We start from the raw sequence: 25,972 nt of genomic DNA, 5'->3' as shown, positions 1-25,972 counted from the left end.
GATTACTTTGCTTAAGCTACGGCAACAAAACGGATTTCATGTATCAACCTGTCGCGTTATTCATTGGCCTGCGCTACATGCGCGGGCGGGCATCAGACCGCTTCGGACGGTTTGTTTCCTGGCTTTCCACCATCGGCATTACGCTGGGGGTGATGGCGTTGGTCACCGTCTTGTCGGTGATGAACGGTTTTGAAAAGGATCTGGAAAACAACATACTCGGTCTGATGCCGCAGGCGTTGATCACCAGCCCACAGGGCTCGATCAACCCTCAGCAGATCCCGGCATCGGCGGTACAAAGCCTGCAGGGCGTTAGCCGCGTAGCGCCACTGACCACCGGTGACGTAGTGCTGCAAAGCGCTCGCAGCGTGGCGGTCGGCGTGATGTTGGGGGTCAATCCGGACGAAGCCGATCCTTTGACGCCGTTCCTGGTCAACGTCAAGCAGCAGCTGTTGCAGCCGGGCCAGTACAACATCATTATCGGCGAGCAGTTGGCCGGGCAACTTGGCGTTAAACGCGGCGATCCGCTGCGGGTGATGGTGCCCAGCGCCAGCCAGTTCACGCCGATGGGCCGCATCCCTATTCAACGCCTGTTTACCGTGGTCGGCACCTTCCATGCCAACAGCGAAGTGGACGGCACCCAGATGCTGGTCAATCAGCAGGATGCCTCACGTCTGCTACGCTACCCGGCGGGCAATATCACCGGATGGCGCCTGTTCCTGCAGCAGCCGCTGACGGTCGATACTCTCAGCCAACAGAAATTGCCGCAGGGCACCGAGTGGAAAGACTGGCGCGAGCGCAAGGGCGAGCTGTTCCAGGCAGTGCGTATGGAGAAAAACATGATGGGGCTGTTGCTTAGCCTGATCGTGGCCGTCGCGGCCTTTAACATCATCACTTCACTCGGCCTGCTGGTGATGGAGAAGCAGGGCGAAGTTGCCATTCTGCAGACCCAGGGCCTGACGCGTCGACAGATCATGTCGGTATTTATGGTGCAAGGCGCCAGCGCCGGCATTATCGGCTCGCTGCTCGGTACGCTGTTGGGCGTGTTGCTGGCCAGCAACCTGAATAACCTGATGCCGATCCTCGGCGCTTTGATTGACGGCGCATCGCTGCCGGTGGCGGTGGATCCGCTACAGGTGACGATTATCGCCGTAGCGGCGATGGCGGTGTCTCTGTTGTCCACGCTTTACCCTTCATGGCGCGCTGCCGCCGTACAACCCGCTGAGGCTTTACGTTATGAGTAACCATCTTTTGTTGCAGTGCGACAACCTGTGCAAGACCTATCAGGAAGGCAACCTGCATACCGACGTACTGCGCAATGTCAGCTTTGCCATGCAGCCGGGCGAGATGATGGCGATTGTCGGCAGCTCGGGTTCCGGTAAAAGTACCTTGCTGCATCTGCTGGGTGGGCTGGACTCACCAACCTCCGGCGAGGTGATTTACAAAGGGCAGTCTCTGAATACCCTGTCATCGGCCGCCAAGGCGGAGCTGCGTAACCGCCAGTTGGGCTTTATCTACCAGTTCCATCATCTGTTGCCTGACTTTACCGCGCTGGAAAACGCCGCGATGCCTTTGCTGATCGGCGGGATGAAACCGGCGCAGGCGCAGGAAAAGGCGCTGGAAATGCTGACGGCGGTCGGGCTGGCAAAGCGCAGCAAGCACCGGCCGTCAGAACTCTCCGGCGGTGAGCGTCAGCGCGTGGCGATTGCCCGTGCGCTGGTCAATAACCCGTCGCTGGTATTGGCGGACGAACCTACCGGTAACCTCGATAAACGCACTGCCGACAGCATTTTCGATCTGCTCGGCGAATTGAACGTGCGCCAGGGCACGGCGTTTCTGGTGGTCACTCATGACTTGCAGTTGGCCAAGCGCCTCAGCCGCCAGCTGGAAATGGCCGATGGCCATCTGCAGGCCCAGTTGACGCTGTTGGGGGCTGAGTAATGGCGGGAGCGTCACTTTCGTTTCTGACGGCCCTGCGCTTCAGCCGTGGGCGCAAGCGCGGCGGCATGGTGTCGCTGATCTCGGTGATTTCCACCATAGGTATCGCGCTGGGCGTGGCGGTGCTGATCGTCGGCCTGAGCGCCATGAACGGTTTTGAGCGCGAGCTGAAAAATCGCATTTTGGCGGTGGTGCCGCACGGTGAAATAGAGCCGGTTAAGCAGCCGTTCAAAGACTGGCCGTCAATTTTGCAACGGGTGGAGAAAGTACCCGGCATTTTGGCCGCCGCTCCCTATATCAACTTTACCGGCCTGATGGAAAACGGCGCACAGCTGCGGGCGGTCGGGGTGAAAGGGGTGGATCCTCAGCAGGAAAACCAGCTTAGCGCGCTGCCGAAATATGTGCAGGGCGACGCCTGGGCCAATTTCAAAAGCGGTGAGCAACAGGTGATCCTCGGCAAGGGCGTCGCCGACGCTTTGGGCGTCAAGCAGGGCAGCTATGTGACGGTGATGATCCCCAACAGCGACCCGCAGATGAAGCTGTTGCAACCGAAGCGCATTCGTTTACACGTCACCGGAATTTTGCAGCTCAGCGGTCAGCTCGATCACAGTTTGGCAATGGTGCCACTGGCCGATGCCCAACAGTATCTGGACATGGGTGACAGCGTCACAGGTATTGCCATCAAGGTTAACGACGTGTTTGCTGCCAACAAGCTGGTGCGCGACGCCGGTGAAGTCACCAATTCCTACGTGTATATCAAGAGTTGGATCGGCACCTACGGCTATATGTACCGCGATATCCAGATGATCCGCGCGATTATGTATTTGGCGATGGTGCTGGTGATCGGCGTGGCCTGTTTTAACATTGTCTCCACGCTGGTGATGGCGGTGAAGGACAAGAGTGGTGATATCGCCGTACTGCGCACCTTGGGGGCCAAAGACGGTTTTATCCGCGCCATATTTATCTGGTACGGCCTGCTGGCCGGGCTGGTGGGTAGCCTCAGCGGCGTGGTGGTCGGGGTTATCGCCTCACTGCAGCTGACCAATATCATCAAAGGATTGGAAAAGCTGATGGGGCATTCGTTCCTGTCGGGAGATATCTACTTCATCGACTTCCTGCCTTCTGAGCTGCACTGGCTGGACGTGGTGATTGTACTGGTGACCGCGCTAGTGCTCAGCCTGTTGGCCAGCTGGTATCCGGCCAGGCGCGCCAGCCGTATCGATCCGGCGCGAGTGTTGAGCGGACAATAATGAAAATCAGGGGAGGCAGAGATGCCGCCCCTTTTTTTAGCCTGAGGGTGGGTTATGTACTACGGTTTCGATATGGGCGGCACCAAGATTGAGCTGGGCGTGTTCGATGCAGATCTGCAGCGTATCTGGCAAAAAAGGGTGCCGACGCCACGTGAGGATTATCGACAACTGCTGACGACGCTGCGCGATCTGACGTTTGAAGCGGATGCGTTTTGTGGCCAGAAAGGCATGGTAGGTATCGGTATTCCCGGCCTGCCCAATGACGATGACGGTACGGTTTTCACCGCCAACGTCCCGGCGGCGATGGGCCAGCGCTTGCCGCATGACCTGGCCGAGTTGATTGGCCGTGACGTACGCATCGATAACGACGCCAACTGCTTTGCGCTGTCGGAGGCCTGGGACGAGGAGTTTCGTCGCTATCCGACGGTGCTGGGCATTATCCTCGGTACCGGGGTAGGCGGCGGGCTAATCGTCGACGGTAAGGTGCTCTCCGGGCGTAACTATATCGCCGGTGAATTTGGTCATTTCCGTCTGCCGGTGGATGCGCTGGAGGTGTTGGGACGTGATATACCTCGCGTTCCTTGCGGGTGCGGTCATCAGGGTTGCATCGAAAATTACATTTCTGGCCGCGGTTTTGAGTGGATGTACGGCCACTTTTACCAGCAGCACTTGCCTGCGCAGCAGATCATTGCGCATTATCAGGCAGGTGAGCCGCAGGCGGTGGCTCATGTCGAACGTTTCATGGACGTCCTGGCGATATGCCTGGGCAATCTGCTGACTATCATCGATCCGCATCTGGTGGTGATTGGCGGTGGCTTGTCGAATTTTGACGCTATTTACCAGGCGTTACCGCAGCGTTTGCCGGCGCATGTGTTGCGCGTGGCCAAGCTGCCACGAATTGAAAAAGCCCGTTACGGGGACGCCGGTGGCGTACGCGGGGCGGCGTTCCTCAATTTGGTTAACAGGGAAAAGTAAGGAGAGAGTTAATGCACACTCGTCATCGGCTGTGTCAGTTTCGCAAGAGTAAGCATGTGCTGCATCAGCGCTTTCGTTCGCGGATTTTTCATCGCGATACCATGGCGGCGGCCGAGCTGAAAAAGCCGTTTGTCGTGGTGTTGACCGGCGCCGGGATCTCGGCTGAGTCGGGTATTCGTACCTTCCGGGCGGCGGACGGGTTGTGGGAAGAGCATAGCGTGGAGGATGTTGCTACGCCGGAAGGTTATCAGCGCGATCCACAGCTGGTACAGGCGTTTTACAATGAACGCCGTCGTCAGCTGCAATCGTCGGACATTGCGCCTAACGCTGCGCATCGTGCCCTGGCGGATCTGGAAGCCTGGTTGGGGGATAACTTCCTGCTGGTAACGCAAAATATCGATAACCTGCATGAGCGCGCAGGCAGCTCACGGGTGTTGCATATGCACGGTGAGCTGTTGAAAGTACGCTGCACCAGCTCCGGGCAGGTCTTTGACTGGCCCGAAGACCTTAGCGTGGACGACCGCTGCCATTGTTGCCAATTCCCGGCCCCGTTGCGCCCACACGTGGTGTGGTTCGGCGAAATGCCGCTGGGCATGGATGAAATTTATCAGGCGCTGGCCAAGGCCGACTTCTTTGTCGCTATCGGCACCTCGGGCCACGTTTATCCGGCGGCGGGCTTTGTGCATGAAGCGCGGCTGGGTGGGGCGCATACCATGGAGCTCAACCTGGAGCCCAGCCAGGTGGAAAGTCAGTTTGATGAAAAACACTACGGCCAGGCCAGCGCGGTGGTACCACGTTTTGTGCACAAATTCCTGGTAGGGAAAGTTGAAAGGGCTGATAGGCCTTAAGCCCAGGTCAATGCGCTGTCTGACTCGGGTAACTGGCCGGCCGTTTGACGCCGGCCTTTCTTTGGTTAAATGAGCAGGGGCGACGGTGAATTTCAAGCAGGTATTCAGCAGGGCGGATCTGAGCAAAACGGATCTCACCATCCTCAACGCTATCTTCGACAACCCGGACGCCTGCATTGACGAGGGTATCCGTGCGGTTTCCGTTCGTTGCCACAGTTCACCCTCGACCCTGGTGCGGTTGGCGAAAAAGCTGGGCTTTCGCGGCTATCTGGAACTGGTGTATTTCATCAAGTTCAACCTGGTGATGGCACCGGCTTTTCAGGAGCAGCCGCAGCCGACGGCACCGGCCAGCTTAAAACAACAGACCCAATTCCTTGATCTGCTCGACAGCGGCAAAATCCTGATCCACGGCAGCGGTTTCTCGCAGCTGGTGGCGCAGTACATGTACAACAAATTTATGACGCTGGGCATCGACAGCTACCTGTCGCTGTGGCCGGATTTCGAGATCCTCGATCGAGAGATGCGTTTCCGGTTTGATATGGTGATTGTGATTTCAAAATCGGGCAACAGCAGCTCGGCGCTGAGTTGGAGCGACGCGGTGAAACGCAATAATATCCGGCTGGCGGCGTTTTGTGGCGACGGAAACAGCCCGCTGGCGCAGCAGGCCGATATGACCTTTATTTATGAGGATCGGCAAAAGTACGACCACGATATTTACTATCCCAACCCGTTTTTCGGCCACTGCCTGCTGGGGTTTGAGAACCTGATCAAAGCCTGGTTTGAACGGCGTAGCCGTTGAGGCCTGCGCCGTTTCAGCCCTGCTTAATGCCAATGCTTGGCATACTGGTGGTGAGCCTGCAGATATTCTTCAACCAGCGTTTTTGCCAGCGAGTAAGAGTTGACCAGCGGATGCACCATCAGCGCCTTAATGGCCTTCTGACGGTCCCCTTCCAGAATGGCGGCAACCGCCAGGCGTTCGTACTCTTTGACCTGGGAGATCAGGTTTTTCTGGGTGTCGGGAATATCATTCATTTTTACCGGGTGAATGCCCGCGTTGCTGAGTTCGCAGCTGATTTCAATCACGTCTTCCGGGTGCAGGAAGTCGAGCGTCCCGTTGTTCTGCATCGACACCACCACGCGTTTTTGCTGGCCGTTATTTACCGCTTCCAAAATGTCTATCGCCACCCCGGCATAACCGCCGCTGTCAGGCTGTTCGATAAACTGCTGGAGCGTCAGCATCTCACGCTCTTTGACTTTACCCTGGCTGGATTCGCGCTGCATGTAGGAGTTTTCCCGCGTCAGATAGTGAGCGAAATAGACGCTGAAAGCCTGATCCAGCTGCGTGGCAATATCCAGCCTGGCAAGGTCGGCCAGCATTTGCTGGTTTATCAGCGCAATCTGTTCGCCACGGGTTTCTCCGGCATCGACGATGGCGGCGATCGCCTGTTCCCGGTAATAGTAGTAATACAGATACTCATTGAGCATCAGGTTATCGGACAGCGCGACCAGCTCTGGCGAGAAATATTTCATGCAGGTATCACGGTATAGGCGTGGATCGGCCAGCAGTTGCTCGCTCACCTCCAGACCGTTGACCCGCACATTGCGGAACCATGACAGGTGATTTAGCCCAAAGCAGTCGACGCTAAGCTCGGACTCACGACAGCCCAGCAGTTCCGCCAACTCACGGATAAACTCGCTGGGGGCGTCGCATATACCGTACACCTTGCGTTTGAAGCCGGATTTGATGATGGCTTCGGTCACCATGCCGGAAGGGTTGGTAAAGTTGAACAGTACCGCGTCCGGTGATGACACCTGCTCTATGAGCCGACAATATTCCACTATGGCCGGAATAGAACGCATCGCCATGGCAAAACCGCCGGCACCGGTGGTTTCTTGCCCCAGGACCTGATGATTGAGTGCGATACGTTCGTCATGAATGCGGCCTTCTTCACCGCCGATACGCAGGGTGGTGATGATATAATCGGCTCCGCTCAGCGCCTGATGGGCGTCGCTGCTCAGGCTGAACCTGATGTCGCTGCGGATACGCTCGAAGACACCCTGTGCGATGGCGCCGTAGACCGCCAATTTCTCCCGATCGGTATCCATAAACACCACTTCGGTGACGCCGATGCGGTGGGCGTTATAGGCAATGGACTTGGCCAGGAACGGTGAGCGTACGCCACCGCCGCCCAGAACGGTTAATTTCATGAATTTTCTCCCAATAAATAAAGTTATAATGCTGCTAAATATTTTTCGACCTGACTCTTCACTTTTCCGACGGTGACACCATAAATCACCTGGACTTCACGCCGGCTTTTCACCACGCCTTTTGCTCCGGTACTTTTTAATGCGGCCTCATCAATTAATTGCATGTCTTTTAGTTCGACGCGTAATCGGGTGAAGCAGTTGTCGACGGAAATAATGTTTTCTTTGCCACCCAGGGCATGAATAATAATCCCGCTTAACTCATTGGGTGTATTTTTGCTGTTCTGATAATCCTGTTTGGAATAGAGCTTGACTGCGTCGTCATCCTCACGGCCCGGCGTTTTTAAATTAAGCTTCAGCACCAGGGTTTTGAACACCAGGTAATACACCGCGAACTGCACCAGACCAATCACCACGTACAGCGGCCAGCGGGTGAGGGCGACCGGTAACGGCAGGTTGTAAACCAGGAATTCGATCAGGCCGCTGGCACCCCAGGGTCGAACGTCGAACAGGTTACACGCAACTTGCGAAAGCGCGGTCAGCACTGCGTGTATCACCCACAGCAACGGTGAGATAAACAGGAAGGTGAACTCTATCGGTTCGGTTATGCCTACCAGAATGGAAGTGGTGATGGCCGGGATCAATATCGCCTTGGCCAGCACTTTTTTCTCCGGTTTGGCGGTGTGATAGAACGCCAACGCAGCGCCTGACAGGCCGAAAATGGTCACCATGCCCTGTTGCGAAAAGCGCAGTGCCTCGTTCATCAGCGGGGAGATGCTCGGGTCGCGCATATAAGCGAGGAAAATGGCCTGCGAGCCCGACACCGTATGGCCGTCTTGTACAATTGAACCGCCGATGCTGGTCAACTGAAACGGCGACCAGATAAAATGATGCAGACCGGTGGGGATCAGGAATTTTTCGAAAAAGCCATAGACGAAGACCCCGAGCGAGCCTGAGCTTTTCATAAAGCCGGTCAGGGAAATCAGCCCGTGTGAAATGGCCGGCCAAAGGTAGCTGAAACCGACGGCATACAGCATGATCACCGGCGTCATGGCGATTAGCACCAGCTTGGAACCGCCATAGACGGAAAGTACGCCGTTCAGCTCCACGTTACACAATCTGTTGTGCACCCAGGCGATAGTGACACCGAGGATCAGGCCGAGGAAAATGCCCATATCCACCACGGTAAAGCCCAGCAGTTCGGTTTGTCCGGTGCCGTAATATTCCCCATTGATTTTCTGCGCTATGTGACCGCTTAATTGCAGATAGGATGAGTTGGCGCCCAGGAACATAATAAAGCACATCACGGCAACCAGCGCCGCTTCGCTTTTTTTATCCTTCGCCAGGCCGTAGGTAATACCGATGCAAAAAATCAGCCCGAGATTACCAAACAGCGGCCAAAAGGTATCACCGATCATTTTGCCGATATGAAATACGCCGGAGTTTTCATTCACCAGCGTGGCATTGGTGAGAATAGAACTTAATGCCAGAATCAGACCAATTACCGGCAGAAAGAATATTGGCCCCATCATGGCTTTGGAGAAAATCTGCAGCTTGCTTAAGATATTATCAATAATATCTTTCATGGCAGTTCCTTTTTTATATTTTAGTGGATAACGACGTTGCTGGTAATACTCCCTGGTATGGCGAAATAAAAATGATTTTGAATGCGGCAACCCCTGCCTTAAACCAGTTATAGGTGGAATGATTTAGCGATGCAATCAGCCGCCGGAAAAAGGTACCGGTGGTCAATGACTGACAACCGGTACCAGGCGTGAAGAGGATCACATAAGGGGGGTAGTGAAAGGTAAGATGGACGGTACACCAAGGGAGGAGGCGACATATCAAACACCACAAGAATTAATGATTTCCGTTAAATCTGGTTAAAAATGACCTGTCTCAATATTTGATCTCGATCGGTTCCGCATAATGAAACGCGAAATTCTGAGGGCGGATACCATGGATAAACTACTTGATCGCTTTTTTAACTACGTCTCATTCGACACGCAATCTAAAGCGAACGTCAAACATGTGCCGAGCACCGACGGGCAATTGAAGCTGGCGCGTGCGTTGCAGCAGGAAATGATTGAACTGGGGTTTGAACGGGTGTCGCTCAGTGAGCATGGCTGTGTGATGGGCACCTTGCCGGGGAACGTTACCTGGCCCGTGCCGGCGATAGGCTTTATTGCCCACCTGGATACTTCACCGGATTTTACCGGTAAGCACGTCAACCCGCAGATCGTCGAAAATTACCGCGGCGGCGATATTGCCTTGGGCATTGGTGATGAAGTGCTGTCGCCAGTGATGTTCCCGATCCTGCACCAGATGTTGGGGCAGACGCTGATCACCACCGACGGTAAAACGCTGCTCGGTGCCGATGACAAGGCGGGCATCGCCGAAATCCTGACCGCCATGGTGCGACTGCAGCAGCGCAACATTCCACACGGCGATATCCGCGTAGCCTTTACACCGGATGAAGAGGTGGGGAAAGGGGCGCGGTTGTTTGACGTGGCGCAGTTCGATGCCGAATGGGCCTATACCGTGGACGGTGGCGGCGTGGGTGAGTTGGAGTGCGAAAACTTCAACGCAGCATCGGTGACGGTGAAAATTGTCGGTAACAATGTCCACCCGGGCAGCGCCAAAGGGGTGATGGTGAATGCCTTGTCGTTGGCGACGCGTATTCAGCAGGCGTTACCGGCGGATGAAACCCCGGAAACCACCAGCGGCTATCAGGGGTTCTACCACCTCAGCAGCTTTAAGGGGAGCGTTGAACGCGCCGAGATGCAGTACATCCTGCGTGATTTTGAGCGTGAGGGTTTTGAGGCACGTAAACGCCGGATGATAGAGGTCGCTCAACAGGTGGGCAAAGGTCTGCCGCGCGATTGTTATATTGAAGTTACGATTGAAGACAGCTATTACAACATGCGGGAACAGGTGGCAGAGCATCCGCATGTGATTGCATTGGCACAGCAGGCAATGCGCGATTGTGATATCGAACCGATCATGAAACCGATTCGCGGCGGTACCGATGGCGCTCAGCTGTCGTTTCGCGGCTTGCCTTGCCCAAATCTGTTCACCGGCGGATATAACTACCACTGCAAGCATGAGTTTGTGTCGCTGGAAGGGATGGAACAGGCGGTTTCGGTTATTATGCGCATCGCCGCGCTGACCGCCGAACGCGCCAAATAACCTCGATGAGATTGAGTATAATTGCTTGCCGTAACAATGATTTGCTCCTAGTGTAGGATATATTTCCAGCACAAGGAGCCGTATCATGAGCAGTACCGAGCACCGTATCGATCGCCAGTGTCTTGAGCAGTTTGTGCAGGCTATTTGGCGCCACGCCGGCAGTACCGAGCAGGAGGCCGCGCGGGTGGCGGATCACCTGGTTCAGGCGAATCTGGCCGGGCACGATTCCCACGGCGTAGGCATGATCCCCAGCTATATGTCGTCATTGGCACAGGGGCATTTGCAGCTTAACGTTCATGCCAAAGTGGTACGCGATGCCGGAGCGGTGCTGACGGTGGACGGCGGACAGGGTTTTGGCCAGGTCGTCGCCTGTGAGGCGATGGAAAAAGGCATAGAGCGCGCCCGGCAGTTGGGGCTGGCTGCGGTGGCGTTGCACAACTCACATCACATTGGCCGCATTGGCCACTGGGCCGAGCAGTGTGCGCGAGCCGGTTTTATCTCTATCCATTTCGTCAATGTGGTGGGCGATCCTATGGTGGCACCATTCGGCGGCAGTGACCGTCGTTTCGGCACCAACCCCTTCTGCGTTATTTTTCCCCGTAAGGATAAAAAACCGTTGCTGCTGGATTTTGCCACCAGCGGTATCGCGTTTGGTAAAACCCGCGTGGCCTACAACAAAGGTTTGAGCGTCGCGCCGGGTTATCTGATCGACCAACACGGCCAGCCAACGACGGAACCCAAGGTGATGCACGAACATCCGTATGGCTCGTTGCTGCCTTTCGGTGCCCATAAGGGTTATGCGTTAGCCACGTTATGCGAAATCCTCGGCGGTGCGCTGTCCGGTGGCCGCACTACTCATGCGGCGACGGTGAAATCCAACAGCGATGCTATTTTCAACTGCATGACCACCATCATCCTCAATCCGGAAGCCTTCGACGCGCCAGAGATGCAAACCGAGGCCGAGGCCTTTATCGATTGGGTGAAGGCTTCACCGCCAAGTGACGGCCAACCGATTGAAGTGCCGGGTGAGTGGGAAGATGCCAACCGTGAAGCGCGGTTGCGGCAGGGGATCCCGATAGACGACAACACCTGGCGGCAGATCTGTGCTGCGGCAATCCAGGCAGGCATGTCGGACGCCGAATTGGACGGTTATCAGACCAGGGCGTTGCGGGCATAAAAAAGCCACCCGCCGAAACGCGGGTGGCTCTGGTCGCTAAAGGCCATGCCTCAGTCTTTGAAGTACCAGTAACCGCTGTTGACCAACGAGGTCAGCAGTGCCAGGAACGAAGGATCTTCGATCGCGTCGCCCAGCTTGGCGGCATCCACGCTGAAATTCTGGCACATCGCATCGGCAGCCTGCTGATGCTCGGTATCCATCAGTTCACCGTTAGCAAAGCACTGGTCGCCAATGCGCAGTACGCGCAGGCCACCCAGGCGCTGCAAAGGCTCGCCCTGTTGCAGCAGTTCGTAGATTTCACCGGCCTGATAAGGCGGCTCCGGCGGCGCAGCATCCAGCTCATGACGGGTCTGGGAGATAAACTCGCCGAACCACTGCTGGAAGTGTTCAGGTTGCTGAACCAAATCCACCATCATCTGGCGCAGCGCATCGACTTCCTGCGGCAGCACTTCTGCCGGATGCTCACGCAACTGAATATCCGGATCGCTGTAGCGCTTACTGCCCAGTTCGCGGGCCAGCACGTAGTCGGCAAAGCCACTGACCAACTCGCGGCCGTTCGGGGCGCGGAAACCTACCGAGTAATTCAGCGCATTTTCCAGCGCGTAGCCTTCATGCGGGAAGCCCGGTGGGATATACAGAATATCGCCCGGTTCCATTTCTTCATCGATGATGGCGTCGAAAGGCTCAACTTGCAGCAGGTCCGGGTGCGGGCAGTGCTGTTTCATCGGCACTTTTTCACCCACGCGCCAGCGACGGCGGCCGGTACCCTGAATGATAAAGACGTCATACTGATCGAGGTGCGGGCCAACGCCGCCACCCGGGACCGAGAACGAGATCATCAGATCGTCCATCCGCCAGTCCGGCAGCTTACGGAACGGGAGCATCAGCGCACTGGAAGGTTCATGCCAGTGATTCACAGCCTGCACCAGCAGCGACCAGTTGTTTTCGCTCAGGTGATCAAAGCTCTCGAAAGGGCCGTGCGCAACCTGCCAGCGACCGTCCTGGTGGCTGACCAGACGGCTGTCCACTTCGTTCTCCATCGCCAGCCCGGCCAGCTCATCCGGGGAGATCGGATCGATAAAGTTTTTGAAGCCGCGCTTCAGAATAACCGGACGCTTTTGCCAATAGCGCTGCAAAAAGTCGTTCCAGTCCAGATCTAATTGATAATCCATGTTCTATTCCAGGATAGAGGAGTGAGCCTGAGTGCGATTATAACGGAAGTTTGGCCCCGTGGATCGGGGCCAGAGCGACAGAATTTACTCGTGATGATGGGAATCGTGCTGACGGGCGAAAGTGACCTGCATGCGAGCGCCGCCAAGCGGGCTGTCGCTGATGGTAATGGAACCGTCGTACTGTTCGATAATCTCCGCCGCCACCGACAATCCCAATCCTTGACCAGGGCGCAGCGTATCTACCCGCTGGCCGCGCTGGAAGATCAATTCACGCTTGCTTTCCGGAATGCCTGGCCCGTCGTCATCGATGACGATAGTAAGGTATTTGTCGGAGTGCAGGGAGGTGATCTCAACGAACTCCAGGCAGTATTTACAGGCATTTTCCAACACGTTGCCCATCACTTCCATAAAGTCGTTTTTCTCCCCCATAAAGGTCACTTCCGGCGAAATATCCAGCGTGATCACCACACCTTTGCGCTGATACACCTTGTTCAGTGCTACGTTCAGGCTGTCGAGCAGCGCCGGGACCGAGTGGATCTCGCGCGTCAGCACCGTTTGCCCCGAATTGATGCTGGCCCGGTGCAGGTAGTAACCGATTTGCTGAGAAATACGGCTGATCTGGTCCAACATGATCGGCTCGACTTCCTCGATGGTGGTCTGCTTACCGGTACGTAATGAACGCAGCGTCGTTTGCAACACCGCCAACGGCGTCTTCAGGCTGTGGGTCAGATCGGAAAGCGTGGTGCGGTATTTGGTGTAACGCTGGCGCTCGTTGCGCACCAGAATATTCAGGTTACGTACCAGCCCACGCAGCTCGCTGGGGGGATTTTCGTCGAGTTGTTCTCGCTCGCCGTTTTCCAACTCACCAACCTGATTCACCAGCGCCTTGATGGGACGCAAGCTCCAGTAGGCCGCCAGCCACAGCAAGGGGACTACCAACAGCAGGTTGGCCAGCAACACGTAGCTGAACCATTCCCATACCACGTCGGAGCGTTGTAATTCCTGCGGAATGGTATCGACAACCACGATGCTCAAAGCCGGCAGCCGCGCGGTGGCTGCGTAGGTGTTGACCGCGACGGAGTGGGTCAGGGCATTCTGATCGTTGTCGTCATAGTCTTTAAGCTGATCCTGCGCCTTGGGGTTGTTGCCCAACACTTCACTACTGATACGGGTATCGGTATCGATTTCGTAGAAGCCGGACTCTTCCAGCCACTCTTTATTGATGCGTTTTTCCAGCTCGGGTACTTTGCGCTGGCTCCACAGCAGATTGCCTTTATCGTCGTAAATAAACACCAGGGTAGGGAAGTTGAGATCGATATCGGGCGGAATGGCAATGGTGAGTTTGTTATCTTTCCACTGGGCCAGACTGAAAAACAGATTACTTTCACCGCGCAGTAGGCGGAAGGCAGTTTTGTCGAAGCTGACAATATAACCGACTACCGCCACCAGACCATAGGACAGCGAGAGCGCCAGGATCACCCCAGCGGTGGCCATCAAAAAGCGTGCGCGCAGTGAGAAAGGTTTTTTACCCTTGTTGAACATGGCGATCATTTCGCATCAAAACGATAGCCCTGACCACGAACCGTGGTGATCACTTCCTGAGGGTATTCGGCCTGCAATTTTTTGCGTAAACGGCCCATCAGTACGTCGATGGTATGGCTCTCGCGCAGTTCGGCATCCGGGTACAGCTGCAACATCAGCGAGTCTTTGCTGACCACCTTGCCGGCGTTGCGGATTAAGGTTTCGATGATGGTGTATTCGAACGCAGTCAGTTTGATCTGCTGTTCGTTAACGCTCAGTTCGCGACGCGAAAGGTCGATTTGGAACGGGGGCAATACGATCACCTGAGAGGCCAAACCGCTGTTACGGCGCATCAGCGCCTGCATACGGGCAATCACTTCTTCCAGATGGAACGGCTTGGTCACATAGTCGTCGGCACCGGCTTCCAGCACCGCCACTTTGTCCTGCCAGCTTTCACGCGCGGTCAGCACCAGGATTGGCAGCTTCATCTGGTGGGCGCGCCAGCGGCGGATCAGGCTCAGGCCGTCTTCACCCGGCAGGCCGAGATCGACAATGGCGATGTCAGGCGCATGCTCTTGCAGGAAATAATCGGCTTCCTTGGCATCCTCTGCCGCATCAACCTGATGGCCCATTTCACGCATCTGGACGGAGAGGTGGTGGCGTAATAAACCGTTATCTTCAACAACCAGTACTCGCATGGCGAACTCCTGTGGATCGGCGGGTGAACATCCTGTCACCCACGCAGTAAAGGTAACACGCTCAGCAGCGTGTGAGGGATAGCGTGCGACAACCTAAGCCATCCGATCGTGATCTTGACGTTATGGTAGGTATAACCGGCTCTTACCGCAAGGGACGCAGAACCTTGGCAGGAAATAAGCGCTATCGATATTTAGTTCGCTGTCATTATCGACAAGGTCAAATAAACGTTGGATAAACAATGGCGAGGGAAAGTTAAACCAAACTTAAACGGAAGAGGCTGCGATGAGAGAACCGGACCCGGATGCCGGGCCCGCAAATGTTAAGGATGGGTCGGTTTGCTGACGCTGTTTTTACGGATCTCCTGCACTTCGGCGGCGGTAACTGGCGGCGCATGGTTGCCCCAACTGCTGCGTACAAAGGTCGCGAGTTCGGCAATTTGCTGGTCGTTCAACCGCCAGCCAAAGTCCGGCATGGTCAACCCGGTAGGGGTACCAACGGTTATGGGGGTACGGGAACCATTGATAACAATGCTGATCAGTGAGGAAGGATCATCGCTTAACAGCGCCGGATTGTGTGCCAACTGCGGGAAGGTATCACGGTAGCCCTGCCCGTCGCTGCGATGGCAGGCGGCGCAATTATCCAGATAGGCTTGAGCGCCCGGGCGACTGACATCCCCTTTTGCCAGCAGAGCAGCCGTGCTGCCGTCTTGCGGCAATGGCTTCTCCTGATTATCTGCCTGTAATGATTGCAGATAGCCGGCGATAGCGCGTAGGTCCTCATCACTCAAGTATTGCGTGCTGTCCTGAACCACGTCAACCATCGAGCCAAAAGCGGCAAATCGGTTGTTGTGGCCGGTTTTCAGAAAGCGGGTGATATCTTCCGCGTTCCAACCGCCCAAACCGCTTACCGCGTCCGCCCGCAGGTTGGCGGCATGCCAGCCTTCCAGCGTACCGCCGCTCAGATAGGCGCTGTCGCTTTGGTTGAGCGCTTTCTCCTGGAAGCCAATACCGCGTGGCGTATGACAACTTCCGCAGTGGCCCAGCCCCTGCACCAGATAGGCTCCACGATTCCATTCGGCGCTTTGGGTGGCATCCGGCTGATAAGTTCCGTCCTCTCGGAACACCAGATCCCACATTGCCAGAGGCCAACGCATATTCAGTGGCCAGGGAATATCGCTGTCTTTATTCTGTTGCGCCACGGGGTGAACCTGATGGGTGAAATACAGGTACAGATCGCGCACATCCTCATCGCTGATTTTGGCAAAAGAGGGATAGGGCATCGCCGGGTAGAGTCGGGTGCCGTCGCGGGCGACACCTTTGCGCAATGCGTCGCTGAACTCCTGCAGGCTGTATTCGCCGATACCAGTCTGTTTGTCCGGGGTGATGTTAGTGGAGTAGATGGCCCCCACCGGCGTGGTCATTTTCAGGCCGCCGGCAAAGAGTGCACCGCCAGGGGCAGTATGGCAGGCGGCGCAGTCACCGGCACGCGCCAGATATTCGCCGTGCAGGAGCCGGGCGGCCAATTGCGGGTCATCAACCGCCTGTACCGTCGCGGTGCCCAGCATCAACAGCGCCAGCAGCGAGGGAGTAAATCCTTTCATATGAAGCTCCTTATGCTTTCAGACCTGAACCAGCGGACCGGGGTTTTTTAAATACTGCGTGCGGATCGCCTCGGCCGAATAATAGGCCAGCGCCCCGACGATGCCGGTGGGGTTGTAGGCCAGATTCTGCGGAAAGGCGCAGGCGCCGGTGACGAATACATTAGGTACATCCCAACACTGCAGGTATTTATTCACCACGCTGGTGGCAGGGTTGTCACCGGTAATGGCTCCGCCGGTGGTGTGAGTCGACTGGTAGGGGCGCACATCGTAATGATCGCCGGTTTTTTTCACCGAAACCGCTATCTGTTTGGGCTTCATGGCATTGGCGATATTCACCATTTTGCTGGTGATGTGCTGTGTCATTTTGATTTCATTGTCTTTCCAGTCAAACGTCATGCGTAACAGCGGCAGGCCGTAGCCGTCCTTATAGGTTGGGTCGAGATCCAGATAGCAGTCGCGGTAGGGCATCACCGAGCCTTCGGAGCCGATGCTCATTGAGTGTGGGTAGTTATCCTTGATGCCCTGTTTCCAGCCGCCGCCCCAGGCAGGCGTACCCGGTGGCAGCATCATTTGCTGGATAGGTCGGCCACCGGTGCGGGTGGCAGAGATGTAGGCACCGCCGATAAAACCCAAATCGGCATGATCGAAGTTCTCGCCGTTCAGATCGTCGATCACTGTGCCGGCCGCGCCTGCGCCGATAAACGGATTGAAGTGGGTATTCTGGTCGTAAAACAGCGATACACCGCTGTTCATCTGATAGGCGTAGTTCTTGCCGACCACGCCTTCACCGGTCACCGGATCGTAAGGTTTGCCAATGCCGGACAACAGCAGCAGGCGAACGTTATGCAGTTGGAAAGCACTGAGGATCACCAGATCGGCCGGTTGTTCCACCTCTTGCCCCTGGGCGTTGATGTAGGTGACGCCGGTGGCTTTCTTGCCGGTGCTGTCCAGATTCACTTTGATTACCTGCGACTGGGTGCGCAGCTCAAAGTTTTTGCGCTGGGTCAGTACCGGCAAAATGGTGGTTTGCGGCGAAGCCTTGGAGTACATAAAGCAGCCGAAGCGCTCGCAGTAGCCGCAAAAATTACAGGGACCTAGCTGCACGCCGTAGGGATTGGTATAGGGCTCGGAGCAGTTGGCGGCGGGGATGGCGAACGGGTGATAGCCCAGTGATTCCGCGGCCTTGCCGAACAGCGAGCCGGAATAGAGCTGTTTCAGCGCCGGCGTCGGGTATTCGCTGGCTCGTGGCCCTTCAAACGGATTGCCTCCCTTGATGATATTTCCCTGCAGATTGCCGGCTCGACCGGAAGTGCCGCACACTTTTTCGAACTTGTCGAAGTAAGGCTCCAGTTCCTGATAACTCAGCGGATAATCCTGTAGCGTCATGCCCTCCGGGATCCATTTGGCCCCGTACTTTTCATTGAGGGTGGTGTGCAGCTTTAAGTCGGAAGGCAAGGCACGCCAGTGCATGCCGTTCCAGTGCACGCCGGCACCGCCGACGCCGTTACCGGGCAGAAAAGACCCGAGCTGGCGGTAGGGCACGGCAAAATCTGCCGGGGTGTGGCGCACCGTGACCGTCTCATGCGCCATTTCCTGTGCCAGTTTCAGGCGAATGCCGTAGGTCAGTTCGTCGGCAATGCGCGGATAGGCAAAGTCCGGGTAGGTTTCTCGCTGCTCACCGCGTTCCAGCGCCAGCACGCTCAGGCCGCTTTCGGTCAATTCCATCCCCATTATGGCGCCGGTCCAGCCAAACCCGACGATAACCACGTCTACCGGTGGTTTTTTAATTGTGCTCATTTAGGCATTCCTTTTGCTTGAAATACTGACCGGGCCGAGGGGATAAGGCTGATTGGGGCGATTGACCCAATCGGTGTAATCCGCGCGCGCGCCGGGGAAACCAATCAGTTTCCAGGACGCTAACGTCTGGTTACCGCCATGCACCGGATCGGCCAGATAGCCTTCTTTGGTATTGGTCAGCAACTGGTCGAAAAACGCCTTGCCGGGCAGGGCTTCCGAGTCCAATTGGCCATGTTCCAGCGCCGTCAGCAGCTGTTCCTGCTCGGCGTGGCCCAGTTCGGCAAACACCTTTTGAAACTGCCGACGGCAGTGCGCATTCACTTCACGGATACCGATACGGTAAGTCTCGCGCGGCGTCAGCTTGGACTGATAACCCAGTTCCGGCGGAGAGGGAACGAAGGGCGGATGCATGTACCACAGTCCGCCGTGGCCGTAAGGCGTTTCCATTTGTCGGTCGATAAATATCGGTACGCCCTGATCCACCGCGCCGGGGCCGTTAGCGTCCGTCGGGATCAGCCGGTCGCAGGCGGCCAGCAGAAAACGCCATTCGTCACCGTTGAAATAGACCGGGACATAGTGGCTCGATACGCCGGGGGCGGGTGCCGCCTTGGCTTCCAGTGCCATAATGCTGCTGCCTGCGGCGGCGAGCGGGATTAACGCCAGTGTCTTTTTTAGAAAGTTACGCCTGGGCGGCGTAGCGTCGTGCTGTTGTGACATAATTCCACCTTGAACATGCTTCACAATTAATGCCTGCGCAGGCAATAGCGGCCTACGCCGCGGCTCTCCAGCAGCGGTAAACAGGCGGGGATGGGTAAACGAATAGTAAACAACCATATAAGTAGCAGGCTACTGGTATGGTTGTTTCAGTGTAGGACTGGCGAACTGAATGAAACAATCGATGATCTGTTTCAAAACATTTTGTTCACAACTAAGTTGATTCAGATCAACTTATCAACATACATACCGCAGGTTTGTCTTCGGCAGGCCTTCGACCCGGAGCAGCATGAAGCACAGCAGCAGTGACAGCCGGCCGGATATCATCCTGGCCACCTTTAGTCGGCATCTACGTCAAGGCATGACGCGCAAAGCCGCGCTGCATCTGACCATCAAGCAACTGGTGACGGCGGGGGAGCTGGACTATCTGGCAAAACTGCCGCCCAGCCGCGTACTGGCTGCGCGGCTGGTGGTTTCGCGCGATACGGTTGAACTGACTTATGCTCAACTGGAGGCCGAAGGCTATATTGCCCGCGCGGTGGGGCGCGGCAGTTTTGTCAGCTACCAGCAAAATACCCTGATTGGCCGCGAGCTGCTGACTGAAAACCCCGCCGAAAGCGCTCAACTGGCGGAGTCGGAACTGAGTGTGCATGGCCGCTCCTTGCTGCTGGCAGCCCACACTCCGCACACCAGTCGAAGCGACTCGCTGACCCCTTCCGTGCCCGATTTGCGGCTGTTTCCCATCGATAGCTGGTTGCAGCTGGAAAGGCTGGCGGTGCGACAAGGTGCCGAGCGCCTGCTGGGGTATGCCGATCCTCAGGGGCTGGTGGAACTGCGGGAGGAGATCATTGACTATTTGCGGCGCGAAAGGGGCGTGAAGGCCAGCGCGGAGCAGGTGATCGTGGTGACCAGTTCACAGCAGGCGCTATCGCTGTGTACGCAGGTGTTGTTTAATCCTGGCGACCGGGTGTTCGTGGAAGAGCCGGGCTACCAGGGGGCCAAAAAATTGGTTCAGTCGGCAGGGATACTCGCCCAACCGATTGGGGTAGATCAATCCGGTTTGGATATCGATGCATTGATACGGGCAGACGGGGGCGGGCGGGGCGTTTACATCACGCCCTCACATCATTATCCGTTGGGGCATTCGCTCAGCATCGACCGGAGGTTAAAGCTGTTGGCCTGGGCGCAACGTGAAAAAGCCTGGATTATTGAAGACGATTACGATTCCGAGTTCAATTACGACGGCCTGACCAGGGCATCGCTGCAGGGGCTGGATCAGTACCAGCGAACCTTGTATATCGGCACCTTTAGCAAGACGTTATTCCCGGGGTTACGCATCGGTTTTATTATCGTTCCGCCGCAGCTGATTAAACCCATGGTCGCCGCCAAGCAATTCCAGGATGGTTATACTTCCGCATTGCCACAAATGACGTTATTCAAATTTATCCATGAAGATTTCCATACCGAACATTTAAGGAACATGCGCAAAACCTATCAGGCGCGGCTGGAGATTTTGCATGCAGCGGTTCATCAGCATCTTGGCGCCTGGACTCAGCCACGTTTGCCGCAGGGCGGGTTGCAACTGGTTTGTCCGTTGGCGGACGCGGCAACTGAACGGCGCCTGATTCAGGCCGCCGCCGCGCAGGGGATAAAGGTCTATGGCCTGATAGATTTTTATACCGGGCAACCCACGGAAGGGGCGCTGGTATTGGGTTTTGCCGCTTATTCCCCAGACGAGATTGTAAGATTCATCAAAAAGTTAGCTGCTATTTTCAGCGAGTTGCCGGCTGAGATCTGACTGCGGTTGCACATCAAAATTGGTCTGTTCACTGTTATTAATTGGTCTGTATTCAGTTCGCGATGGCGCAGGTATCCTACTGGTATTACGTTATTTTTTCTCAGAAAAGCCCCGATGATGCTTTGATCGCCATCCCCCTTAGGGTGGCTTAAAGGTTGCGGGATCACTTACTTAATACCAGAGAGGCACCATGCTCCCAATAATTCATGAAGCAGCAGTACGTAAAATACAAAACGCCGATAAGCCGCAGTGGTTGGAACTGTGGCAGGGGTACCTCCATTTTTACCGTGCGGACGTCTCGGCGCAGGTTACCGATCATACCTTCGAGCGTTTATGCGAAGATCAACAGGTCTACGGCCTGGTGGCGGAAGATAGAAACGGCAACCTGCTGGGGTTCATGCATCTCATTTTCCATCCTTCAACCTGGAGCTCGGCTGGCTATTGTTATATTGAAGATCTTTACGTTTCACCGGCGGGCCGCGGCAAGAAAGTGTCCGAAAAACTCTTCGAACAGGCCTATCAGTTGGCGGATGAGAAAGGCAGCGACAGAGTTTATTGGATGACGCAGGAATATAACGCCCCGGCGCGGTCGCTGTACGACAAGATAGGCAAGAGAAGTTCGTTTATCGTCTATACCCGTTAACGACAGGCTGCGAGGAAGTGTATGGTGATCAATCAGTTTGGGCAGCCGGTGGGCGAGCCATTATCCGATTGGCGGGCGGCGAAGCGCCCTGGTGGCGAGACGCTTAACGGCCGTTTTTGCTGTCTGAAGCAACTCGATCCGCAGCGGGATTATGCGGCGTTGTTCAGCGCTTTCCAGCAGGCGGTTGATGGCCGGGACTGGACTTATTTATCGATAGAACGACCGGAGAGCCCTGCGGCGATGTTGCAACACCTGACCACCTTGCAGGCGAACGCTACGCTGGTGAATCTGACGGTGTTCGACGGTGCCAGCCAGGCACCGGTCGGGACGGTAGCTTATATGCGCATCGACGAAGGTAATGGCGTGGCTGAGATTGGACATGTCAGCTGGTCACCGGCGATGAAACAGCGCTCCAGTGCCACCGAGGCGATTTATCTGATGCTGCGGCACCTGTTTGAGGATTTGGGCTATCGCCGTTGCGAATGGAAGTGCGACAGTCACAACGCGCCCTCCAAACAGGCGGCGGCGAGATTTGGTTTTCTGCATGAGGGGACTTTCCGCTTTGCGGTGGTCACCAAGGGCCGCACTCGGGATACCGACTGGTTTGCCATAACCGCTGACCGTTGGCCGGCAATCAAGGCGGGATTCGAGCAGTGGTTGAGTCCCGATAATTTCAATGCGCAAGGGCAGCAGATAAAACGCCTGCAGGATTTTATGCCACGGAAATAAAAGAGGCGGCCAAAAGGCCGCCTCTTTGCTATCGGAACAAAACGCTTACTTCAGCTCATCGACCATGGTCGCCGCGCGGCCAATGTAGTTCGCCGGGGTCATGGCTTTCAGGCGGGTTTTTTCTTCTTCCGGCAGCGCCAGACCATCGATAAATGCCTGCATACCGGCGGCATCCACGCGTTTGCCGCGGGTCAGCTCTTTCAGCTTTTCATACGGCTTTTCGATGCCGTAACGACGCATCACGGTCTGGATCGGCTCGGCCAAAACTTCCCAGTTGTGATCCAGCTCGTCCAGCAGATGTGCCTGATTGACTTCGAGCTTGCTGATGCCTTTCATGGTCGCCTGATAGGCGATCAACGCATAGCCCAGACCCACGCCCAGGTTACGCAGCACGGTGGAGTCGGTCAGGTCGCGCTGCCAGCGAGACACCGGCAGTTTGCTGGCCAGGTGGCCCAGTACCGCGTTAGACAGGCCCAGGTTGCCTTCGGAGTTCTCGAAGTCGATCGGGTTGACCTTGTGCGGCATGGTGGAAGAGCCGATCTCACCGGCGATGGTCTTCTGCTTAAAGTGATTCAGGGCGATATAACCCCAGATATCACGGTCGAAGTCGATCAGAATGGTGTTGAAACGCGCCACGCAGTCAAACAGCTCGGCAATGTAGTCGTGCGGTTCGATTTGGGTGGTGTACGGGTTCCAGGTAATGCCCAGTGAAGTCACGAAGTCTTCGCTGAACGCATGCCAGTCCACTTCCGGGTAAGCCACGATGTGGGCGTTATAGTTGCCGACCGCACCGTTGATTTTACCCATGATCTCCACGCGCTCCAGCTGACGGAACTGACGTTCCATACGGTAGGCCACGTTGGCGAATTCTTTACCGACGGTTGACGGGGTTGCCGGCTGACCGTGGGTACGGGACAGCAGCGGAATATCGCGGTATTCCAGCGCCAGGCCCTTGATTGAATCGATGATTTTGCGCCAGTACGGCAGCACCACGTCCTGACGCGCAGTTTGCAGCATCAGTGCATGTGACAGGTTGTTGATGTCTTCTGAGGTACAGGCAAAGTGGATAAACTCGGACACCGCCTGCAGCGCAGGGATCGCGTCCACTTTTTCTTTCAGGAAATACTCAACCGCTTTGACGTCGTGGTTGGTGGTGCGTTCGATGGTCTTGATGCGCTGCGCGTCTTCTTCGCTGAATTCCGCGACGATCTTGTCGAGGAAAGCGTTTGCGTCGGCGTCAAAAGCCGGAACTTCTTTGATTTCTGCACAGGTGGCCAGTTTTTGCAGCCAACGTACTTCAACCTGCACGCGGAATTTCAGCAGACCGTATTCGCTGAAAATGGCGCGCAGTGCGCTGACTTTATCACCGTAGCGTCCATCAACGGGTGAGACGGCGGTCAGTGAGGATAATTCCATCGGTAGCAACTCCTGGGATCGATTAACAATGAGCAACGATATTTTGCGCCTGTTTAAACAGACGATTACGGGAAAACATTAACTGCAGGCGGCTGCCGCCAACCTGTTGCCACAGTACGGCGGCACGGATGCCGGCCAGCAGCGTGGCACGAACCTTGGCCTGCACCTGCGGATTCTGCAGAATGGCCGGCGAGCCGGTCACCTGGATGCGCGGCCCGAGCGGGCTGACCACGTCGACATAAATGCCGGCCAGCGCGCTGATAATAGTGTCTGATTCCAGATCAAAATGCGCCAGTTGGCGCTCAAGCTGGCCGAGACGTTCGCCAAGCTGGTTCATCGCCTGCTTATTGGCGTTGAGCTTGCGCTCCAGCACCATCAGGCTGATGGTGTAGCGGGTGAGTTCGGCACCCAACCCTTTATTGTTGGCGTTGAGCACGCTCATCAGCGTCTCGAGGCCGACTTTCAAATTGCGCTCTTCCCCGCCGAACACCGCCAGCGTGGAAGAGGGGTCCATCTGCAGCAGGCTGTTCAGCGAAGTATGGAAAGCTTCACGGTCGCATTGGCCTTCGTGCGCCAACTGCTGAACCATAAGCGCCGCCTGGCTGATTCCAGCCATGGCCAGCGTAATGTCATAATAATTCTTCGCCACGATTACTCCTGTAAACGCTGTTCGATAATGCCGCCACCGAGGCAGATTTCATCCTGATAGAACACGGCAGACTGGCCTGGGGTCACGGCAGCGACCGGCTCGTCGAAACGCACTTCAATACGCTCCTCGTCAAGCGGGGTAACGGTGCACGGAATGTCCTGCTGGCGATAACGGGTTTTCACCGTACAGCGGAAGGGACCGGTCAGCGGCAGGCGATCGACCCAATGCAACTGCTGCGCTACCAGACCGACGGACATCAGGCGCGGATGCTCATGCCCCTGGGCAACCACCAGCACGTTGTTGGCGACGTCTTTGTCCACCACGTACCACGGATCTTCACTACTGTCCTTCATACCACCGATGCCGAGCCCTTTACGCTGGCCCAGGGTGTGGTACATCAGGCCCTGATGTTCACCGACGGTCTGGCCGTCAACGCTGACAATCGGGCCCGGCTGTGCAGGCAGGTAGCGGCCAAGGAAGTCGCGGAACTTGCGTTCGCCGATAAAGCAGATGCCAGTGGAGTCTTTTTTCTTGGCGGTGACCAGATCCAGCTGTTCGGCGATGCGGCGCACCTCCGGTTTTTCCAGTTCACCGACCGGGAACAGGCTTTGCGCAACCTGCTCGTGGCTCAGGGTGTAGAGGAAATAGCTTTGGTCTTTATTGCCGTCGACGCCGCGCAGCAGGCGACTTTTGCCGTCAACGTCCTGGCGGCGCACGTAGTGGCCTGTGGCGATAAAATCGGCCCCCAGATCTTCGGCGGCGAATTCCAGGAAGGCTTTGAATTTGATTTCTTTATTGCACAGGATGTCCGGGTTCGGCGTACGGCCGGCCTTGTACTCTTCCAGGAACAGTTCAAAGACGTTGTCCCAGTACTCTGCCGCGAAGTTCACCGTGTGCAGTTCGATGCCGAGTTTGTCGCATACCGCCTGTGCATCGGCCAAATCGGTCGCTGCAGAGCAGTACTCTTCATCATCGTCTTCTTCCCAGTTCTTCATAAACAGCCCAGCGACCTGATAGCCCTGTTGCTGTAACAGATAGGCAGTAACGGAAGAGTCGACGCCGCCGGACATACCGACGATTACTTTTTTCTGGCTGTTGTCTGACATGGGGATCTCACGAACTTGAACACGAACCGTGCTGATAAAAAACAAGCGCAGGATTTTACCACGTTGCCTGCGCCGGCGCACGGCACTTATTCATCTCAGAACGGCCAGTTATAGCTGCTGACCAGCGATAGCGGGTAACGTTCCGGCTGTTGGTAACAACGAAGGCTTTCCGCGACCAGTGCGGATCGCAGGTTAGGGGCCTGCAAAATCTCGTCGGCGCTCAGCCACAGACAGCGGTCGATATCGCTGTCGTGCGGTTCGGTCGGCAACTGCTGTTCGAGCTCGATGACAAAGCAGAAGCGCAGAAACGGCGTATTGTCCGGTGCGATCCACTGGTGCAGCTTGAGGAATGACTGTGGCGTGGCGCGGATGCCGGTTTCTTCCCACAGCTCGCGCTCGGCGGCCTGCACCAGCGTTTCGTCGGCTTCAAGGTGCCCGGCCGGCTGATTCCAGAGCGCCTTGTTATTAATCGTCTCTTCGACGATCAAAAACTTGCCGGCGGCGTGAACCACGCAGGCAACGGTAACGTGCGGTTTAAACATAAAGGTC

23 protein-coding genes are annotated in these 25,972 nt (G+C 56.1%); 11 read left to right on the top strand and 12 right to left on the bottom strand.

The genetic code is table 11. The features are described 5' to 3' along the window. The first annotated feature begins 38 nt into the window (after positions 1-38). The 6 genes from lolC (at position 39) to ACMGG1_RS14065 (ending at position 5,807) form a co-directional block, all read left to right on the top strand. Entirely contained in the window at positions 39-1,241 is a 1,203-nt protein-coding gene (gene lolC / locus ACMGG1_RS14090) for a lipoprotein-releasing ABC transporter permease subunit LolC (protein ID WP_044549980.1), read from the top strand. Then, the gene (lolD, locus tag ACMGG1_RS14085; protein WP_020826458.1) at positions 1,234-1,938 is read left to right on the top strand and encodes a lipoprotein-releasing ABC transporter ATP-binding protein LolD; all 705 of its coding nucleotides are present in this window, start codon (positions 1,234-1,236) and stop codon (positions 1,936-1,938) included. The genes lolC and lolD overlap by 8 nt, the downstream gene beginning before the upstream one ends. Next, positions 1,938-3,185, top strand: coding sequence for a lipoprotein-releasing ABC transporter permease subunit LolE (gene lolE / locus ACMGG1_RS14080; protein ID WP_130015578.1), 1,248 nt, complete (start codon positions 1,938-1,940; stop codon positions 3,183-3,185). The genes lolD and lolE overlap by 1 nt, the downstream gene beginning before the upstream one ends. Before the next feature lie 54 nt (positions 3,186-3,239). Beyond that, the gene (gene nagK, locus ACMGG1_RS14075; protein ID WP_020826460.1) at positions 3,240-4,160 is read left to right on the top strand and encodes an N-acetylglucosamine kinase; all 921 of its coding nucleotides are present in this window, start codon (positions 3,240-3,242) and stop codon (positions 4,158-4,160) included. An 11-nt stretch (positions 4,161-4,171) separates the two neighbouring features. Then, the gene (gene cobB / locus ACMGG1_RS14070) at positions 4,172-5,008 is read left to right on the top strand and encodes a Sir2 family NAD+-dependent deacetylase (RefSeq protein WP_048760671.1); all 837 of its coding nucleotides are present in this window, start codon (positions 4,172-4,174) and stop codon (positions 5,006-5,008) included. Between the two features lie 85 nt (positions 5,009-5,093). Then, the gene (locus ACMGG1_RS14065; RefSeq protein ID WP_201895364.1) at positions 5,094-5,807 is read left to right on the top strand and encodes a MurR/RpiR family transcriptional regulator; all 714 of its coding nucleotides are present in this window, start codon (positions 5,094-5,096) and stop codon (positions 5,805-5,807) included. Between the two features lie 23 nt (positions 5,808-5,830). Here the strand turns inward: ACMGG1_RS14065 and ACMGG1_RS14060 are convergent, their stop codons facing one another. Next, a complete protein-coding gene (locus ACMGG1_RS14060) occupies positions 5,831-7,216 on the bottom strand; it encodes a glycoside hydrolase (RefSeq protein WP_115059066.1) in 1,386 nt (461 codons plus the stop codon). Between the two features lie 23 nt (positions 7,217-7,239). Continuing rightward, positions 7,240-8,799 (bottom strand): PTS transporter subunit EIIC, encoded by a 1,560-nt coding sequence (locus tag ACMGG1_RS14055; protein WP_201895363.1) that lies wholly within the window; start codon positions 8,797-8,799, stop codon positions 7,240-7,242. A 373-nt stretch (positions 8,800-9,172) separates the two neighbouring features. Between ACMGG1_RS14055 and pepT the strand changes: the two genes are divergently transcribed. Both pepT and ACMGG1_RS14045 read left to right on the top strand, forming a co-directional pair. Further along, positions 9,173-10,402 (top strand): peptidase T, encoded by a 1,230-nt coding sequence (pepT, locus tag ACMGG1_RS14050; protein ID WP_046375051.1) that lies wholly within the window; start codon positions 9,173-9,175, stop codon positions 10,400-10,402. 85 nt (positions 10,403-10,487) lie between these two features. Then, entirely contained in the window at positions 10,488-11,579 is a 1,092-nt protein-coding gene (locus ACMGG1_RS14045; RefSeq protein WP_198639746.1) for a malate/lactate/ureidoglycolate dehydrogenase, read from the top strand. A 50-nt stretch (positions 11,580-11,629) separates the two neighbouring features. On the opposite strand, the gene ACMGG1_RS14040 is transcribed toward ACMGG1_RS14045, so the two are convergent. The 6 genes from ACMGG1_RS14040 to ACMGG1_RS14015 all read right to left on the bottom strand — a co-directional run bounded on the left by ACMGG1_RS14040 (position 11,630) and on the right by ACMGG1_RS14015 (position 19,085). Next, positions 11,630-12,751 (bottom strand): cupin domain-containing protein, encoded by a 1,122-nt coding sequence (locus ACMGG1_RS14040; RefSeq protein WP_217331103.1) that lies wholly within the window; start codon positions 12,749-12,751, stop codon positions 11,630-11,632. An 84-nt stretch (positions 12,752-12,835) separates the two neighbouring features. Then, complete coding sequence (gene phoQ, locus ACMGG1_RS14035) at positions 12,836-14,293, bottom strand: two-component system sensor histidine kinase PhoQ (RefSeq protein ID WP_130015584.1); 1,458 nt, start codon at positions 14,291-14,293, stop codon at positions 12,836-12,838. Between the two features lie 5 nt (positions 14,294-14,298). Beyond that, positions 14,299-14,970 carry a two-component system response regulator PhoP gene (gene phoP, locus ACMGG1_RS14030; protein WP_020826469.1) on the bottom strand — a complete coding sequence of 224 codons (672 nt, stop codon included), beginning with the start codon at positions 14,968-14,970 and terminating at the stop codon, positions 14,299-14,301. 320 nt (positions 14,971-15,290) lie between these two features. Continuing rightward, positions 15,291-16,571, bottom strand: a complete 1,281-nt coding sequence (locus ACMGG1_RS14025; protein WP_198639745.1) for a c-type cytochrome — start codon at positions 16,569-16,571, stop codon at positions 15,291-15,293. 18 nt (positions 16,572-16,589) lie between these two features. Then, positions 16,590-18,368 carry a GMC family oxidoreductase gene (locus ACMGG1_RS14020; protein WP_414160768.1) on the bottom strand — a complete coding sequence of 593 codons (1,779 nt, stop codon included), beginning with the start codon at positions 18,366-18,368 and terminating at the stop codon, positions 16,590-16,592. Next, positions 18,369-19,085 carry a gluconate 2-dehydrogenase subunit 3 family protein gene (locus tag ACMGG1_RS14015; RefSeq protein ID WP_128864292.1) on the bottom strand — a complete coding sequence of 239 codons (717 nt, stop codon included), beginning with the start codon at positions 19,083-19,085 and terminating at the stop codon, positions 18,369-18,371. A gap of 286 nt (positions 19,086-19,371) precedes the next feature. Here ACMGG1_RS14015 and ACMGG1_RS14010 point away from each other — a divergent pair, with 286 nt between their 5' ends. The 3 genes from ACMGG1_RS14010 to ACMGG1_RS14000 all read left to right on the top strand — a co-directional run bounded on the left by ACMGG1_RS14010 (position 19,372) and on the right by ACMGG1_RS14000 (position 22,252). Beyond that, complete coding sequence (locus ACMGG1_RS14010; protein WP_142815393.1) at positions 19,372-20,880, top strand: PLP-dependent aminotransferase family protein; 1,509 nt, start codon at positions 19,372-19,374, stop codon at positions 20,878-20,880. 190 nt (positions 20,881-21,070) lie between these two features. Continuing rightward, positions 21,071-21,523 carry a GNAT family N-acetyltransferase gene (locus tag ACMGG1_RS14005; protein ID WP_130015588.1) on the top strand — a complete coding sequence of 151 codons (453 nt, stop codon included), beginning with the start codon at positions 21,071-21,073 and terminating at the stop codon, positions 21,521-21,523. Between the two features lie 21 nt (positions 21,524-21,544). After that, positions 21,545-22,252, top strand: a complete 708-nt coding sequence (locus ACMGG1_RS14000) for a GNAT family N-acetyltransferase (protein WP_201895358.1) — start codon at positions 21,545-21,547, stop codon at positions 22,250-22,252. 45 nt (positions 22,253-22,297) lie between these two features. On the opposite strand, the gene purB is transcribed toward ACMGG1_RS14000, so the two are convergent. The 4 genes from purB to ACMGG1_RS13980 all read right to left on the bottom strand — a co-directional run bounded on the left by purB (position 22,298) and on the right by ACMGG1_RS13980 (position 25,965). Then, positions 22,298-23,668, bottom strand: coding sequence for an adenylosuccinate lyase (gene purB, locus ACMGG1_RS13995; RefSeq protein WP_020826476.1), 1,371 nt, complete (start codon positions 23,666-23,668; stop codon positions 22,298-22,300). Positions 23,669-23,690: 22 nt separating this feature from the next. Further along, positions 23,691-24,317 carry a high frequency lysogenization protein HflD gene (gene hflD / locus ACMGG1_RS13990; protein WP_020826477.1) on the bottom strand — a complete coding sequence of 209 codons (627 nt, stop codon included), beginning with the start codon at positions 24,315-24,317 and terminating at the stop codon, positions 23,691-23,693. A 2-nt stretch (positions 24,318-24,319) separates the two neighbouring features. Further along, the gene (gene mnmA, locus ACMGG1_RS13985; RefSeq protein ID WP_116691160.1) at positions 24,320-25,423 is read right to left on the bottom strand and encodes a tRNA 2-thiouridine(34) synthase MnmA; all 1,104 of its coding nucleotides are present in this window, start codon (positions 25,421-25,423) and stop codon (positions 24,320-24,322) included. Positions 25,424-25,518: 95 nt separating this feature from the next. Continuing rightward, on the bottom strand, positions 25,519-25,965 hold the full coding sequence (locus ACMGG1_RS13980) for an NUDIX hydrolase (protein WP_048760698.1): 447 nt from the start codon (positions 25,963-25,965) through the stop codon (positions 25,519-25,521). Between the last annotated feature and the right edge of the window lie 7 nt (positions 25,966-25,972).

Source organism: Serratia sp. BNK-12, assembly GCF_047456085.1.
Taxonomy (GTDB): domain Bacteria; phylum Pseudomonadota; class Gammaproteobacteria; order Enterobacterales; family Enterobacteriaceae; genus Serratia; species Serratia liquefaciens.
The sequence above is the reverse complement of the archived record's forward strand: the minus strand, read 5'-3'. Positions and strand labels throughout refer to the sequence as shown.

What these genes read in the sequence shown, in the direction of transcription:
- nagK (WP_020826460.1), top strand. Translation starts at nt 3,240, where the DNA reads ATGTACTACGGTTTCGATATGGGCGGCACCAAGATTGAGCTGGGCGTG.
- ACMGG1_RS14055 (WP_201895363.1), bottom strand. Translation starts at nt 8,799, where the DNA reads ATGAAAGATATTATTGATAATATCTTAAGCAAGCTGCAGATTTTCTCC.
- lolE (WP_130015578.1), top strand. Translation starts at nt 1,938, where the DNA reads ATGGCGGGAGCGTCACTTTCGTTTCTGACGGCCCTGCGCTTCAGCCGT.
- ACMGG1_RS14000 (WP_201895358.1), top strand. Translation starts at nt 21,545, where the DNA reads ATGGTGATCAATCAGTTTGGGCAGCCGGTGGGCGAGCCATTATCCGAT.
- purB (WP_020826476.1), bottom strand. Translation starts at nt 23,668, where the DNA reads ATGGAATTATCCTCACTGACCGCCGTCTCACCCGTTGATGGACGCTAC.
- ACMGG1_RS14020 (WP_414160768.1), bottom strand. Translation starts at nt 18,368, where the DNA reads ATGAGCACAATTAAAAAACCACCGGTAGACGTGGTTATCGTCGGGTTT.
- phoQ (WP_130015584.1), bottom strand. Translation starts at nt 14,293, where the DNA reads ATGTTCAACAAGGGTAAAAAACCTTTCTCACTGCGCGCACGCTTTTTG.
- lolD (WP_020826458.1), top strand. Translation starts at nt 1,234, where the DNA reads ATGAGTAACCATCTTTTGTTGCAGTGCGACAACCTGTGCAAGACCTAT.
- ACMGG1_RS13980 (WP_048760698.1), bottom strand. Translation starts at nt 25,965, where the DNA reads ATGTTTAAACCGCACGTTACCGTTGCCTGCGTGGTTCACGCCGCCGGC.
- ACMGG1_RS14045 (WP_198639746.1), top strand. Translation starts at nt 10,488, where the DNA reads ATGAGCAGTACCGAGCACCGTATCGATCGCCAGTGTCTTGAGCAGTTT.
- mnmA (WP_116691160.1), bottom strand. Translation starts at nt 25,423, where the DNA reads ATGTCAGACAACAGCCAGAAAAAAGTAATCGTCGGTATGTCCGGCGGC.
- ACMGG1_RS14010 (WP_142815393.1), top strand. Translation starts at nt 19,372, where the DNA reads ATGAAGCACAGCAGCAGTGACAGCCGGCCGGATATCATCCTGGCCACC.
- pepT (WP_046375051.1), top strand. Translation starts at nt 9,173, where the DNA reads ATGGATAAACTACTTGATCGCTTTTTTAACTACGTCTCATTCGACACG.
- lolC (WP_044549980.1), top strand. Translation starts at nt 39, where the DNA reads ATGTATCAACCTGTCGCGTTATTCATTGGCCTGCGCTACATGCGCGGG.
- phoP (WP_020826469.1), bottom strand. Translation starts at nt 14,970, where the DNA reads ATGCGAGTACTGGTTGTTGAAGATAACGGTTTATTACGCCACCACCTC.
- ACMGG1_RS14005 (WP_130015588.1), top strand. Translation starts at nt 21,071, where the DNA reads ATGCTCCCAATAATTCATGAAGCAGCAGTACGTAAAATACAAAACGCC.
- ACMGG1_RS14015 (WP_128864292.1), bottom strand. Translation starts at nt 19,085, where the DNA reads ATGTCACAACAGCACGACGCTACGCCGCCCAGGCGTAACTTTCTAAAA.
- ACMGG1_RS14040 (WP_217331103.1), bottom strand. Translation starts at nt 12,751, where the DNA reads ATGGATTATCAATTAGATCTGGACTGGAACGACTTTTTGCAGCGCTAT.
- cobB (WP_048760671.1), top strand. Translation starts at nt 4,172, where the DNA reads ATGCACACTCGTCATCGGCTGTGTCAGTTTCGCAAGAGTAAGCATGTG.
- ACMGG1_RS14025 (WP_198639745.1), bottom strand. Translation starts at nt 16,571, where the DNA reads ATGAAAGGATTTACTCCCTCGCTGCTGGCGCTGTTGATGCTGGGCACC.
- ACMGG1_RS14060 (WP_115059066.1), bottom strand. Translation starts at nt 7,216, where the DNA reads ATGAAATTAACCGTTCTGGGCGGCGGTGGCGTACGCTCACCGTTCCTG.